This is a genomic window from Nissabacter sp. SGAir0207, assembly GCF_005491205.1.
GTDB lineage: Bacteria > Pseudomonadota > Gammaproteobacteria > Enterobacterales > Enterobacteriaceae > Chimaeribacter.
In genome coordinates, this window is record NZ_CP028035.1 from 1,436,968 (window position 1) to 1,451,077 (window position 14,110).

The 14,110-nt window shown below is 63.2% G+C and carries 10 protein-coding genes; 7 read left to right on the top strand and 3 right to left on the bottom strand.

What is annotated here, in order from left to right:
* The first annotated feature begins 53 nt into the window (after positions 1–53).
* The 5 genes from C1N62_RS06115 (at position 54) to C1N62_RS06135 (ending at position 7,442) form a co-directional block, all read left to right on the top strand.
* A complete protein-coding gene (locus tag C1N62_RS06115) occupies positions 54–1,469 on the top strand; it encodes an ammonium transporter (RefSeq protein WP_240775735.1) in 1,416 nt (471 codons plus the stop codon).
* A gap of 100 nt (positions 1,470–1,569) precedes the next feature.
* Positions 1,570–2,403 carry a glutathione-dependent disulfide-bond oxidoreductase gene (yghU, locus tag C1N62_RS06120; RefSeq protein ID WP_370465594.1) on the top strand — a complete coding sequence of 278 codons (834 nt, stop codon included), beginning with the start codon at positions 1,570–1,572 and terminating at the stop codon, positions 2,401–2,403.
* Between the two features lie 146 nt (positions 2,404–2,549).
* Entirely contained in the window at positions 2,550–4,754 is a 2,205-nt protein-coding gene (locus C1N62_RS06125; RefSeq protein ID WP_137762791.1) for a TonB-dependent siderophore receptor, read from the top strand.
* A 391-nt stretch (positions 4,755–5,145) separates the two neighbouring features.
* A complete protein-coding gene (locus tag C1N62_RS06130; RefSeq protein WP_137762792.1) occupies positions 5,146–6,423 on the top strand; it encodes an oligosaccharide flippase family protein in 1,278 nt (425 codons plus the stop codon).
* A 125-nt stretch (positions 6,424–6,548) separates the two neighbouring features.
* Positions 6,549–7,442, top strand: coding sequence for an ATP-grasp fold amidoligase family protein (locus tag C1N62_RS06135; RefSeq protein WP_168195819.1), 894 nt, complete (start codon positions 6,549–6,551; stop codon positions 7,440–7,442).
* A 61-nt stretch (positions 7,443–7,503) separates the two neighbouring features.
* Here the strand turns inward: C1N62_RS06135 and C1N62_RS06140 are convergent, their stop codons facing one another.
* The 3 genes from C1N62_RS06140 to C1N62_RS06150 all read right to left on the bottom strand — a co-directional run bounded on the left by C1N62_RS06140 (position 7,504) and on the right by C1N62_RS06150 (position 10,936).
* Positions 7,504–8,478, bottom strand: coding sequence for a nucleoside hydrolase (locus C1N62_RS06140; protein ID WP_137762794.1), 975 nt, complete (start codon positions 8,476–8,478; stop codon positions 7,504–7,506).
* A gap of 12 nt (positions 8,479–8,490) precedes the next feature.
* On the bottom strand, positions 8,491–9,846 hold the full coding sequence (locus tag C1N62_RS06145) for a carbohydrate porin (RefSeq protein ID WP_137762795.1): 1,356 nt from the start codon (positions 9,844–9,846) through the stop codon (positions 8,491–8,493).
* 241 nt (positions 9,847–10,087) lie between these two features.
* A complete protein-coding gene (locus tag C1N62_RS06150; RefSeq protein WP_137762796.1) occupies positions 10,088–10,936 on the bottom strand; it encodes a helix-turn-helix domain-containing protein in 849 nt (282 codons plus the stop codon).
* 217 nt (positions 10,937–11,153) lie between these two features.
* On the opposite strand from C1N62_RS06150, the gene C1N62_RS06155 reads away from it, so the two are divergent.
* Positions 11,154–12,698, top strand: coding sequence for a family 78 glycoside hydrolase catalytic domain (locus C1N62_RS06155; RefSeq protein WP_137762797.1), 1,545 nt, complete (start codon positions 11,154–11,156; stop codon positions 12,696–12,698).
* Positions 12,699–12,719: 21 nt separating this feature from the next.
* Positions 12,720–14,105 carry an MFS transporter gene (locus C1N62_RS06160; RefSeq protein ID WP_137762798.1) on the top strand — a complete coding sequence of 462 codons (1,386 nt, stop codon included), beginning with the start codon at positions 12,720–12,722 and terminating at the stop codon, positions 14,103–14,105.
* Positions 14,106–14,110: the final 5 nt, after the last annotated feature.

The following is a 14,110-nucleotide window of genomic DNA, read 5'->3' on the forward strand; positions in this document are numbered from 1 at the left end:
GTGCGCGCGGCAAGCGGGCATAGAAGTATGGCGGGGCAGGGCGATTCACCCCATTGACCCTTGGCTGGCGGATGGCGCGCTTCACCGGTGAAGGGCGCAGGCCGCTGGCACGCTTTGTGCTTGGCTCACAGGCCTGCCGCCCGGCAGGGAACCTGACGATGGGGGACGCCATGCCAATGACTCACCGCCTGCTCACCACCCTTGCGCTGGTGCTCTGCGCCAGCCCGGCCTTTGCCGCTGATACCCTGAACGGCGCGGATACCGCCTTTGTCTTCCTTACCTCGGTGCTGGTGCTGCTGATGAGCCTGCCCGGCCTGGCGCTGTTCTACGGTGGGCTGGCGCAGAGCAAAAATGTGCTGTCGGTGCTGATGCAGGTGTTCAGCGTCGCCGCGCTGGTCTCGCTGCTGTTTGTGCTCTATGGCTACAGCTTCGCCTTTGCCGACGGCGGCGCGTGGCAGCCCTATCTTGGCGGGCCGGACAAGCTGCTGCTGAAAAACATCAGCGTGGAGTCGCTGGTCGGCAGCGTGCCGGAGTACGCCTACATCTTCTTTATGATGACCTTCGCCGCCATCACCCCAGCGCTGATCGCCGGCTCCTTTGCCGAGCGCATCAAGTTCCCGGCGGTGCTGCTGTTCATGGCGATCTGGGCGACGATTAACTACATCCCGCTGGCGCACATGGCGTGGGGCGGCGGCTGGATGGCGGCGCTGTCGGTGCAGGACTTCGCCGGCGGCAACGTGGTGCATGTCAATGCTGGCGTCGCCTCGCTGGTGGCGGCGGTGATGATTGGTCGCCGCCGCCTGTTCGGCTCGGTGGCGCTGACGCCGCACAACATGACCATGACCATGACCGGCGGTGCGCTGCTGCTGATTGGCTGGCTGGGGTTTTGCGGCGGCTGCGCGCTGGCGGTCGGCGGCTTCTCGATGCTGGTGGTGCTCAACACGCTGATGGGCGCGTTCGGCGGCGCGCTGGCCTGGATGGGGCTGGAGTGGCGGCTGCTGAAAAAGCCGAGCCTGCTGGGGGTAGTGAGCGGCGCGGTGGCTGGGCTGGTCGGCATCACCCCGGCTTGCGGCTACGTCGGGCCGGTTGGGGCGATCTGCGTCGGGCTGCTCACCGCGCCCTGCTGCCTGCTGGCCGTCACGCTGGTCAAGCAGCGGCTGAAGCTCGATGATGCCTTTGATGTCTTCGCCCTGCATGGCGTGGGCGGCATGGTCGGCGGGCTGCTGACGCCGCTGTTCGCGCTGCCAGCGCTCGGCGGGCTGGGCTTCGTCGCCGGGCGCGGCCTGTGGCAGCAACTGGCGGTCAACGGCGGCGCGCTGCTGTTCAGCATTGCCTTCTCCGCCGTCACCAGCTGGCTGGCGCTGGCGCTGGTTGCGCGGCTCTACCGCGGCCTGCGGGTGGATGATGAGGCGGAGTATGACGGGCTGGATCTCACCAGCCACGGCGAGGTGGGCTACCGGCAGGGGTAGGGCGCACATATTTCTTCTCCATCCGGCGCGCCGCACACTAACCTAAACGGAGCGCCGGAAAACCGGCACAGTGAGTAAGTCCGTTACCCATTAAGGAGAGATCATGAGCGACACCTACCAGCCGCCGAAAGTATGGCGCGACGAAGGCAGCGATGCCGGCGTCTGGAAAAACCTCAACCGCCCGGTGGCCGGGGCGACCCACGAGAAGGCGCTGCCGCGCGGCACGCACCCGCTGCAACTCTACTCCCTCGGCACGCCGAACGGCAAAAAGGTCACCATCCTGCTGGAGGAGCTGCTGGCCGCCGGCGAGCAGGGCGCGGAGTATGACGCCCACATCATCCGCATCGGCGATGGCGACCAGTTTGGTTCCGGCTTCGTCGGCGTCAACCCCAACTCCAAGATCCCGGCGCTGCTCGACACCTCGGCCCAGCTAGAGGTGCGGGTGTTTGAGTCTGGCGCCATCCTGCTCTATCTGGCGGAGAAGTTTGGCCGCTTCCTGCCGAAAAATCTGGCGGGCCGCACCGAGGCGCTCAACTGGCTGTTCTGGCTGCAAGGCTCCGCCCCCTACGTCGGCGGCGGTTTCGGCCACTTCTACCACTATGCGCCGGTGAAGCTGGAGTACCCGATCAACCGCTTCACCATGGAGACCAAGCGGCTGCTCGACGTGCTGAACCAGCGTCTGGCGGAGAACCGCTACCTGGCGGGCGAGGAGTACAGCATCGCGGACATCGCCACCTGGACCTGGTACGGCGGGCTGGTGCTGGGCGAGCTGTATGAGGCGAAGACCTTTATCGATGCCGACAGCTACACCCACGTGGTGCGCTGGGCGCAGGAGATTGCCGAACGTCCGGCGGTGCGGCGCGGGCGGGTAGTCAATACCCAGACGCTGGCCGAGCGCCATGACGCCGCGGACATTGACGCGGTAGTGAAGTAACGCCCGGCTGGAACGGGTTCCATGCGCGCCGGGGTGAAAAATCGCCGGCGCGCATGGCAGCGAGCCTTGCAAAGCGGCACGACCATCGTAATAATGCGCGTGATAATGATAAGAATTATCATTTCTTTTTATCAGGGATTATGCGCATGCACACACTATTCAAAAAAACTCCCCTCGCGGGCGGGGTAGCGGTTGCGCTGCTCGCCTTCAGCGGCGCGGCAAGTGCCGCAGAGAGCACCCCCGCCAGCCAGCAGGGTGATACCGTGGTGGTCAATGCCACTACCCCCGACAGCCAATTCAACGCTGGCAGCAACGATCTGGTGCCCGCCTACCTTGACGGCCAGATCGCCAACGGCGGCCGCCTCGGCGTGCTCGGTGAGCAGAAGGCCGAGGACGTGCCCTTCAGCATCATCGGCTACACCGCCAAACTGATTCAGGATCAGCAGGCGCGCACCCTGACGGACGTGCTGGACAACGACGCCTCCGTTGAGAGCAGCTACGGCTACGGCAACTTCTCCGAAAACTACGTGATCCGTGGCTTCTCGCTGGCGGCGGATGACATCTCCTTTGGCGGCCTGTATGGCCTGATGCCGCGCCAGATCGCGCCGACCTTCTTCGCCGAGCGCGTGGAGCTGCTCAAAGGCTCCAGCGCCTTCCTGAATGGCGTACCGCCCGGCGGCACCGGCGTCGGTGGCAACGTCAACATTGAGCCGAAACGGGCGGACGACACGCCGCTGAACCGCGTCTCCCTCGACTACACCTCCTCCTCGCAGGTAGGGGGATCGCTGGACGTCGGCCGCCGCTTTGGTGAGGACAACCGCTTCGGCGCACGCGTCAACCTGATCCACCGCGAGGGCGAAACGGCGATTGATGGCGAGAAGCGCCGCCTGACCGGCGGCAGCCTCGGCCTGGACTACCGCGGCGACCGCCTGCGCGGCTCGCTGGACGTCGGCGCGATGCGCCAGACGGTGCACGGCGGCCGCCCGGTGGTCTACCTCGGCAGCGCCACCTCGGTGCCAGAGGTGCCGAAGGCCACCGGCAACTACGGGCAGCAGTGGGCCTACACCGATCTGGAGAGCGAGTTCGGTATGCTCAAGGGCGAGTATGATCTGGCGGAGCACTGGACGGCCTACGGCGCATTCGGCATGAGCCACAACCACGAGTACGGCAAGTATGGTTCGCCGACGCTGGTGGGCGATGACGGCGACGCCACCATGAGCCGCATGACGGTGCCTTACTTCTCCGACACCGTGGCGGGCAACACCGGCCTGCGCGGCAGCTTCGACACCGGCTTCGTCAACCACAGCGTCAACCTCGGCTACTCGCAGACCTACACCAAGACGCGCTCCGCCTACACCCTGACCTCCGCCTCGGTGGCCACCAATATCTACTCGCCGGTGGCGACCAGCGAGCCGCTGACCAACCTTTACTCCGGTGGTGACATGGGCGACCCGCACGTGCGCAGCCGTATCCGCAACGAGGGCTACAACCTCTCGGATACCCTGTCAGTGCTGGATGGCCGCGTGCAGCTGATTGGTGGCCTGCGCCGCCAGAGCATCGCGGTGCGCAACTACAACTACAACGGCGTGGAGTCCAACACCTTTGACGAAACCAAGGTCACGCCGGCCTTTGGTCTGGTGGTGAAGCCGTGGCAGCACATCTCCCTCTACGCCAACCACATCGAGGCGTTGCAGGCGGGCGACACCGCGGGCACCACCTACAACGGCAAGACCGTGACCAATGGCGGCCAGACCGCGGGCGTCGCCATCTCCAAGCAGAACGAAGTGGGCGTAAAGGCGGACTTTGGCCGCGTGGCGGCGTCACTGGCGCTGTTCGAGATCAAGAAGCCAGAGAGCATGTACACCGCCTCGGGCGACAGCTACACCTTCGGCAACTATGGCGAGGTGCGCACCCGTGGTATGGAGGTGAGCCTGTATGGTGAGCCGGTCTATGGCGTGCGCCTGAACGGCAGCCTGTCGCTGCTCGACCCGACCCTGACCCAGACGCAGGATGGCACCTATGACGGCAAAAAGGCCGTGGGCGTGCCGCGCTACCACTGGGTGGTGTCGGGGGAGTATGACATCCCTGGCGTGACCGGCCTGACCGCCACCGGCAAGGTGATCCGCACCGGTTCGCAGTATGCCGACGAAGCCAACAATCTGGAGCTGGCCGCCTGGACGCGCCTGGATCTGGGCGTGCGTTACGACATGAACCTGCCGGTCAACAACATCGTCTGGCGTGCTGGCGTGGAGAACGTCACCAACGAGCGCTACTGGTCTTCTGCCAACGGCGGCTACCTGACGCAGGGCGACCCGCGTGAGGTGAAGGTCTCCATGACCGTCGATTTCTAATCGGCAGGCAGACAAAACAGGCGCCCTACGGGGCGCTTTTTATTGCCCGCGCGGCAGGAGCGAGAGGCGGGGAACGGGGCAATCAGAGCTATCTGGTTTACGCTGACTTAAGTTAAATAAATGTCTTCCGAATGGGCATCGGTCTGTTGACACGATAAAAGTAACCATAAGATAATCCTATTTTACTTTTTGACGCGTCTTTGATCCGGGCGGGATAAAGGTTTATTAACGTGTCTGACGCAATGCTTGAAAAGGGTATTGATGCGTGGTTCCCGGTTACGCCGTGAAGAGCCAGAAAAAGGCGAAGGGGCTATACGCCGCCGCTGATTTTATGCACTCCCTCTATCTGTTAGCAAAGAGACAGTGTTCCACTTTAAAAGGAAGTTAGAGCATGGGCCTGAATAAGATTGGAAGAAATTCCATCTGGATGATGCTGGAAAAAATCATCTCTATATTTGGACTTTTTTTCGTCACCTCTTATGTCGCCAAATATATCGGCCCGTCACTGTTTGGTGAACTCTCGTTGGCGATGGCAATCTTCCAGATTGTCCAGATTGTCTCCCAAATGGGCGGCGACAATATTATTTTCAAGCGCGTCAGTAAAAACCCCGACTCCGGCGTCAGGTTGATTCGCTCCTCATTCCTGATGCGGCTGGCGGTATATGTCGCCATCTCCGTGGCGGTGCTGGGTTATTTCTACACCGTGGATGATACCACCTCGTTTATTTTCTGCATCGCGGTCTGTATTGCCAGCTTCTTTACCACGCTGGATGTCTACGCGATTTACAATAACTCGCAACTGCGCTCCAAATATAACACCATCTCCAACGTGATTGGGCTGGGGATTGGTCTGGGCATCCGCTACCTGATCGCCCTGATGCAGTGGGACCCGGCGCTGCTGGCGATCCCGATTGTGCTGACCACCGCCATCCCGTTCTTTATCCGCCGCCACGACTTTATCACGCGCAGCGCCAGCGTCACGATGATGGGGCGCAACTGGAAGAGCGCCGCCAAAAAGTACTCCAAATATATGATCATGTCGGGCAGCAGCATTGTGCTCTCCAGCATCTCGGTGGCGATCTACACCCGCATCAACCAGATCTTTATCTCTGATTTTCTCGGCAGTTACCAGCTGGGCATCTACTCGGTGGCGCTGACGCTGGCGACCGCCTGGACTTTTGCGCTGGCCTCGATCATCACCTCCTTCTACCCCTCCATCTATGCCGATACCAACGATCGCACGGCGATGGCGAAGGCGGTCAAACTCAACCGCATCGTGTTCCTCTGCTCGGCGCTGGTTATCGCTGGCTTCGCGCTGTTTGGCCGGCAGGCAATCGCGCTGCTGTATGGCGCGCAGTATGCGGCGGCCTACCTGCCAGCGTTGATCCTGAGCGTGGGCACCATGCTCTCGCTGATGGGCTCCATTGCCTATCGGTATGTCATCAAATATTCCGGCTTCTCCTACCTGTCGAAAAAGATGTTCCTGATCCTGGCATTCAGTTTGCCGGTCTCCTACCTGCTGATTAAGCAGCATGGATTAATTGGCGCATCCGTCAGCGTGGTATTGGTGGAGCTGCTCTCCCTGACCGTAATGAACTATTTTTTCAAGAATGGACTGATCGTTAAATTGCATATTGGCAGTATCGGTTTTGCCTGGGGCGTTAAATGACCTAATCCTGCTGAAGGCCGGTTGCCTCCCGGCGCTTTATCAGCCTTTTGCCACAGTGATACACCGCCTTTTCCAAAGGGGGCGGTGGGCTTTTACCTAAACATCTTACCAGGATGGAATTTCAGATGAAAAAAATAGCCAGATTGATTTTTAATAAAATGCCGTGGTCGGTCAGGGATAACGTGGAGTTTTACCGGCGCTTTGGCCGTTTCCCCAATATTTCACAGCCCAAGTCCTTTAATGAGAAAGTGATTCACCGCAAGCGCTACGCCTGCCTGAGTGATGAAAACTTCCCGATGCTGGCGGATAAATATCGCGTGCGCGAGTATGTGGCAAAACGGGTGGGTGAAGAGTACCTGATCCCGCTGCTGGCCCATTATGATGACGTCCAGCGCTTTTCCCAGGATATTGGCACGCTGGAGAACTGCGTGGTCAAGCCAAACCACGGCGCGGGCATGGTCAAACTGATTAGCCACAAGCCGCAGAAGCAGGAGGCGGACGAGATTGTGCAAGAGGCCGCGCGCTGGCTGAAAACCGACTTCTCCAAGACCTGTGGCGAGTACCACTACAGTAAAATCGATCGCAAAATCCTGGTGGAAAAACGCATCGGCAACGGTGTCTCCGCCCTGACGGACTATAAATTCCACCTGTTCCGCCAGCCGGACGGTTCCATCTTCTATGTGCTGCAGCTGATCGACGATCGTTTCGAGGGTGAGCTGTCGAGGACGTTTTACGTCAACGATCTCTCCACGGTCTACTCCGGGAAAAATGCCCTCGACAGCCAGCTGATGCCCTTGGTGGAGAAGGGGCTGGCGCTGAGTATCGAACTGCTGGGCTACCTCGAGTACGCGCGCGTGGACTGGTACATCGACGGCGGCAAACTCTATTTCGGCGAGATCACCCTGACCCCGGCCGCTGGCTTCGGCACTGGCTACGGTGAGACGCTCGACAGCCTGATGGGCGACAAGTGGCACCTGCAAGCGCCGCAGGCCCGCCCGCGTGAGGCCGAGTTCGCCTGATCGGCTCGTCGTTCCCGTGATACGCTCCCCGGCCACCCGGCCGGGGAGCATCCAGCCCTCGCTACTCCCCATACGCCAGCGCCAGCTTGGCGAAGAAATCCTCCAGCACAAAGTGCGGGTCAATCTGCTCATAGACACGGATCTGCCGCGTGGCGCTGCCGGGCGCGTAGCTCAGGTCGTCATTGAACGCCGGGGCCGGACGCATACGGTAGTGGTACTCGTGGTCATCCAGCAGCAGGCCGATGGCCGGGTTGTCGCCCAGCACCCACACCTCGCTTTTCGGCCACGGCACATGCTTGATGCGCTGTGAGGCCCACGCATTGAAGTCGAGCATCTGCTGGAACAGGTAGCGGCCGGGCGCGCCCTGTGGCTTGACGCGCAGCGCCAGTTGCGCCAGCGAAACGCGCATCGACATGTAGACATTGTGCGGCACCTGCCACAGCGCCACCGGGGAGCGGAACAGTTCGGCGGCGGCGCGCGGGTCGTTGTAGAGGTTGTACTCCCAGCCGCCGGCCGGGTAGGGGTTGCCGCCAATCCAGATCACCGTCAGGTTGCTGGCTATCGACGGCTCGGCGCGCAGCGCCAGCGCGATGTCGGTGGCCGGGCCAAGCACCAGCACAAACAGCGGACGGCTGTCGGCGCGCTGCGCTTCCTCAATGATCGCCCGCGCGCCCTCGCTCAGCGGCGGGGCGGTGTCACCCAACGGCTGTTGCGCGCCGTGGAACAGCGGCACGTCGGCCTTCATCACCGCCAGCAGCCGTTGTAGCTCCAGATAGCTCTCCGGCATGGTGGGCTGGTGGTTGCCCAGCATCGCGGCGGTGCGGCTGTAGTGGGCGGCAATCAGCCCGCGCACCTCGAACGTCGGCGTCAGCAGCGCGTGGGCGACGGCAAAGTCGTCATCCGCCTCGTTTTTGGCGTCGCTGCTGATCATCACCCGCACCTGCTTGGCCGGGTCGGGGGTGAAGGGCAGCGGCCGGCCGGGGGTGGCAGAGGCGGCGGTGGCCAGCAGGGTCAGTAACAGCAGAATGATGCGCATCGTTATCGCTCCTTAGAATGAGATCACGGTTTTCAGGCCGGTGACCCAGGCGTCCTGCGTTTCACGCACGCCGCCGGGGTGGTGCCAGTACTGGATATCCGGTTGCAGCTCCAGCCAGTCGAGCGGGCGGAAGCGGTAGTAAAGCTCGGCATTGATCGACTGGCCGGGCAGCGGGCTGTAGAGGGCGTTGCCGTAGTCATCCACGCCGCGCACCTGATTGAGGTAGGCGAAGTTGCGGGTGTAGTGGTTGCTCATCTCGATGTAGCTGACGCCGAAACCAATCCAGTCATTCGGGCGCGCGTCGAACAGGCCACGGTAGCGCAGCGAGGCCGAGGTGGTGGTGTGGATATAGGTGCTACGCGGATCGCCGACGCCCAGACTCCAGGAGACACTCAGGCCACGGTTGGGATCGCCCGCGCGCTGCGTCACCTGCTGGTTGAAGCCGCTGTAGAGGAACCAGGTGCGGCGGTGGGTGCGGTAGCCCTCCGGGTCGGTCGCGCCAGCGTCCTGGTTCTTGCCGCTGTAGAGATCGGCCAGCGGCGCGTTGGTGAACAGCACGCCAAGGTTATAGACCCCCGGCAAACCGTTGAGGTGCGGGCGCGCCTCCAGCTCCACCGGCAGCAGGAACCCCTGACTGCCGCGCGTTGACCAGCTCCAGGCGTGGCTGCGCGAGGCGGCCTCCGGGTTCTGCTCCATGATGCCGCCCTTGAGCGTCAGCTCAGGCGTCAGGCGGTACTCCAGCGTGGTGCCCCAGGTGTGCACGTTCCAGTTGTTCCAGGTGAGCGAGTTGGCCGACTTGCCGCCGCACTGCGACAGCATCTGGAAGTCGCAGGGGATAATCTGGTCAAAGGTCTGCACCTTGTTCATCATGCCGATGCGCCAGGTGAGCCGCCGGTCATCAAAAAAGCTGCGGGCGAAGGTCAGCCAGCCGAGCCGGGTGATCGACTGGCCGCCGTAGCTCTCCTGCGACAGGTCGTTGAAGCTGACGCGCGGATCCTGCAACCGCTTCATGGTCAGGCTGTCATTGTGGTTGCGGTTGACGATGTTGCCCTCCAGACGCGCATCCGGGATGCCGGTGTAGCGCTCCAGATCCTGGGTGAAGGTCAGCGAGAACTGGTCGATGTAGGCGGCGTGGTCATCGTGGTTGTAACCGCCGCCAGCGTTGTAGGCCAGTTGGCTCAGGTAGCCGAGCTGGTAGTGGAAGCCGAGGTCGGTCAGCAGCGGGCGGACGCCGAGCATCTCGCCGAGCAGCGGTGCGGGCGGCGGCTCGAAGCCGAGCACCATGCCATTCCAGTCAGGGTCATCGGCCAGCGCCGGGGCGGCGGCCAGCAGCAGCGGGAGGAGCAGGGCGACAGAGGATTTTTTCATTATCGTGGCCTTGGTCAGGGTGAAAAAAAGGCAAAGCGATCCCGGGCCGCGTGGGCAGCCGTTAAACAGGGGCCGTGCCGAATGGGGGGCAAAAAAAAACCCAGACCGCCAATCCCTTAAGTCAGGGAGGGGCGGTCTGGGTTTTGCCTGCGGTGCAGTAGCAATCCGTCGGCGGCAATCATTTATCAGCTGAATGGATTTGGCAAGCCGCCGCCGCCGGATTCGTGATGCTGGTCGCGGTTTACCCGGCCAGTGGCAGCACCGGGCAGCGCGGGGCGATGCGCTCCTGCGAAGGGGTCACGCCAAACAGCCGCTTGTAGGAGGAGGTGAAGTGGGAGGAGTTGCTGAAGCCGCACAGGAAGGCGATGTCAGTGATCGGCATCTCGGTTTCGCGGATCTTCACCCGCGCGGAGACCAGCCGCAGCCGCTTCAGGTAGGCCTCCGGCGTCAGGCCGGTGGTCTCCTTGATCTGGCGGTAGATGGTGCGCTGGGTCAGGTGGAAACGCTCCGCCACCTCGCCCCAGGCGATCTCCTCAAAGCAGTGCTCCTGCACGTGGCCCAGCAGCCGGTGCAGCTTGTATTTGGTGTGGTTCTTGGGGCCATCGCTACCGGCCACCATGTTCATCAGCAGCTGGAAGAACAGCGACTCGCGGATGGCCTGCGCCTGCTCCGGCGCGCCGCTTGGCGCTGGCTGTTGCAGCCGCGCCACCAGATCGCGGCACTGGGCGTGGCGCTCCGGCATCAGCCAGCCATAGTTGCCACCGGCGGCGGCGTCGAAGCGCGCCAGCAGCCCCTCGGTGTTGGTCAGGTAGCTGAAGGGACGGGTCGGGTTGATCAGCACGTTGGTGATCTTTAGCGTACCCAGCTCGTCATAGAAGTGGCAGTCGCGGCCGCGCACAAAGAAGATATCCCCCTCCTGAATGAAGTGCGGCTTGCCATTGATCACGTGCAGGCCGTGGCCGCGCTCCACCATCACCAGCTCATCGAACGCATGGCAGTGCTCATGGTTGTTGTTCTCCGGGTCGCTGGCATAGACCGCCAGTTTGTCGGTGGGGCGGGGAAAGTAGTCTTCAATCTGCAGTGTCAGCATGGCTCTCTCTCTGGCGATGGTCACGCCCGGCGGGCGCGTCGTGCCAACATACGGGATAGTCAGGCCAGCTGGCGAGTCCGTATGCGTGAACTGTGATCTTCGCCGCGCTCACTCTCCTGCCAGTGCCACCGGCGGCAACGGGCTGGCACTGGCAGAATGGCCGCCCGCCCACGCCTTCCTTACCATGCTGCTCATCGCCCCCCGACTAAGGATGACCATGGCAGAGCAACAGCAACACCACAGCATAATCAAAACGTTACGCCACCCGGATCTGTTGGCGCAGGCCGAGGCGCTGCGCCCGGCGCTGCACCGGCAGCCGGTTTCGCCGGTGGCGCTGGTGGATGGGCGCGGGCAGGTGATCGGCCAGCCAGCGGATCTGGCCCGCCGAGAGTTTGGCCCCGGCGAGGAGGTGATACTGGACTTCGGCACCCACTGCGTCGGCCGCCTGTCGCTGCGCGCCGTGGCGGTCGGCAGCCCACCGGATGCGCCCGCGCACCTGCACTTCACCTTCGGCGAGATCATCGATGAGGTGGTGGAGAGTCTGGCGGATTATGACGGCTGGCTGAGCACCAGCTGGTTCCAGCAGCAGGATCTCTATCTGGACGTGCTGCCCGCGGAGATTGCCCTGCCGCGCCGCTACTGCTGTCGCTACGTGAAGATCCGCGTGGTCGCCACCTCGCGCAAATACCGCCTGCGTCTGGAGAGTCCCTGCCTGACCACCGAAACCTCCGCCGATGGGCGCGAGGTGGCGACACCGGCCATCGCCGATCCGTTGCTGCGGCAGATTGACGCGGTGAGCGTGCTGACGCTCAAAAACTGTATGCAGGAGGTGTTCGAGGATGGCCCGAAACGCGACCGGCGGCTGTGGCTCGGCGATTTGCGGCTACAGGCGCGCGTCAACTACGCCACCTTCGCCAATCAGGCGCTGGTGCGCCGCTGCCTGATGCTGTTCGCGGGCGTGACCCGTGAAGATGGCATGGTGGCCGCCAACGTCTTCATCCAGCCGGAGGTGATCGCGGATGACACCTACCTGTTTGATTATTCGCTGTTCTTTGTCGCTACCCTGGCCGATTATGTCGCCGCCACCGACGACGAGGAGACGCTACAGGCGCTGTGGCCCACCGCCTGGCGGCAGGTGGAGCTGGCGTTGGCGCGGCTGGACAGCCGGGGCATCGTGCAGGACAGCGACAGCTGGTGGTCGTTCATTGACTGGCATGAGCAACTCAACAAGCAGGCCGCCTCGCAGGGCGTGCTGATCTACGCGCTGGAGCGGGCGCACACGCTGGCCGGGCGCATCGCGCCAGCGCGGCAGGCGGAACTGGCGGCCACGCTGGCGCGGCTGCGGGCGGCCACGCTGGCGCACCTGTGGGATGAGGCGCAGGGCTTCTTCACCAGTGGCGCGGCGCGGCAGGTCTCCAGCGCCTCACAGGTGTGGCTGCTGCTGGCGGAGGTGGGCGACGCCGCGTTCCGCCGCCGCCTGCTCACCCAGTTGCGGGAGCGGCCGCCGGCCATCGGTATGCGCACTCCCTACATGGTGCATCACTACGTTGAGGCGCTGCTCCAGCATGGTGAGCGGCAGGCGGCGGTGGCGGAGATCAAGGGCTACTGGGGGGAGATGGTAGCGCGCGGCGCGGACACCTTCTGGGAGCTGTTTGACCCGGCCAACCCGGACTACTCGCCCTACGGCAGCCGCCTGATCAACAGCTATTGCCACGCCTGGAGCTGCACCCCGGCCTGGCTGATCCGCACTTTCCAGCTCTGAACCTGACGAAGGAGAGTCCCTATGTCTACCCCCTACAACCTCTGGCGGCAGCGGCTCGGCTATGGCGTCGCTGACCTCTCCTGCAACCTGGTGTGGCAGTTGATCTCGCTCTACCTGATGTTCTTCTACACCGACATCATGGGGCTGCCCGCCTACTGGGCCGGGGTGATGTTTTTGGTCACCCGGCTGGTGGATGGCGTGGCCGATGTGCTGATGGGGCTGGTGATTGACAACACCACCACCCGCTGGGGGCGCTGCCGCCCCTATCTGCTGTTCGGTGCGATCCCGTTCGGCCTGCTCTGCATCCTGGCCTTCTATGTGCCGGATCTCGGCACCACCGGCAAGCTGGCCTACGCCTTTGTCACCTACCTCTGCCTCTCGTTCCTCTACACCTTTGTCAACATCCCGTTCAGCGCCATGTTGCCGTTCATCACCCATGATCCCAAGGAGCGCACCATGCTGTCGGCGGTGCGCATCCTGATGGGATCGCTCGGCTCTACGCTGGTGGCGGTGCTGACGCTGCCGCTGGTCAAGGCGCTGGGGCAGGGCGATCAGGTACAGGGCTTCTTCTACACCGCCATCCTGTTTGGCGTGATCGCCGCCTTCTTCCTGCTGGTGAGTTTCCGCAGCGTGGAGGAGCGCATCCAGGTGACGCAGGTGCGCATGACGCCAACGCGCGCCTGGGAGGGGCTGCGCAGCAACCGGCCGTGGTTTGTGTTTGCGGTCAATATCTTCCTGATGTGGGGCGCGTTCTTCTTCCAGACCGGCGCGCTGGTCTACTTCTTCACCTACTACGTCGGCGATGCCACCGTCACCGCGCTGGCGGCGGGCATCTCCACCTTTGTGCCGCTGCTGGGCACCCTGACGGTGCCCCTGCTGGCGACGCGCATGAAGAAGCGCACGGTCTACCTGCTGGCGAGCGCCATCAATCTGGTGGGCATGGGGGTGATGATGCTGGCGGGCGCGAACACCTTCGGGCTGCTGGCGGGGGCAGTAATCCTCTCCATCGGCGCGGGGCAGCGCACGGCGATCTACTTCTCCATGCAGGCTGACCCGGTGGACTACGGCGAATGGAAAACCGGCATCAACACCGCTGGCATCCTCACCTCCATCAACGGCTTTTTCGGCAAGGTGGCGATGGCCGGGGCTGGCGCGGTGACCGGGCTGCTGCTCTCGGTGGGGGGCTACGTGGCCAATCAGGCACAGCAGCCGTCGGCGCTGCTGGCGATCAAGGCCTGCTACCTCTACATCCCGGCGGCGCTGATTGTCGCCTCCATGTTATGGATGGCGCGCTGCTACCGTCTGGATGAGCAGTATGACCAGATCCGCGCCGAACTGGACGCCCGCAAACAGGCCCCTGCGGCCAGCACGGCAGCCCCGCTGCCGCACGAGATCCAACCCCTTTAACCCTG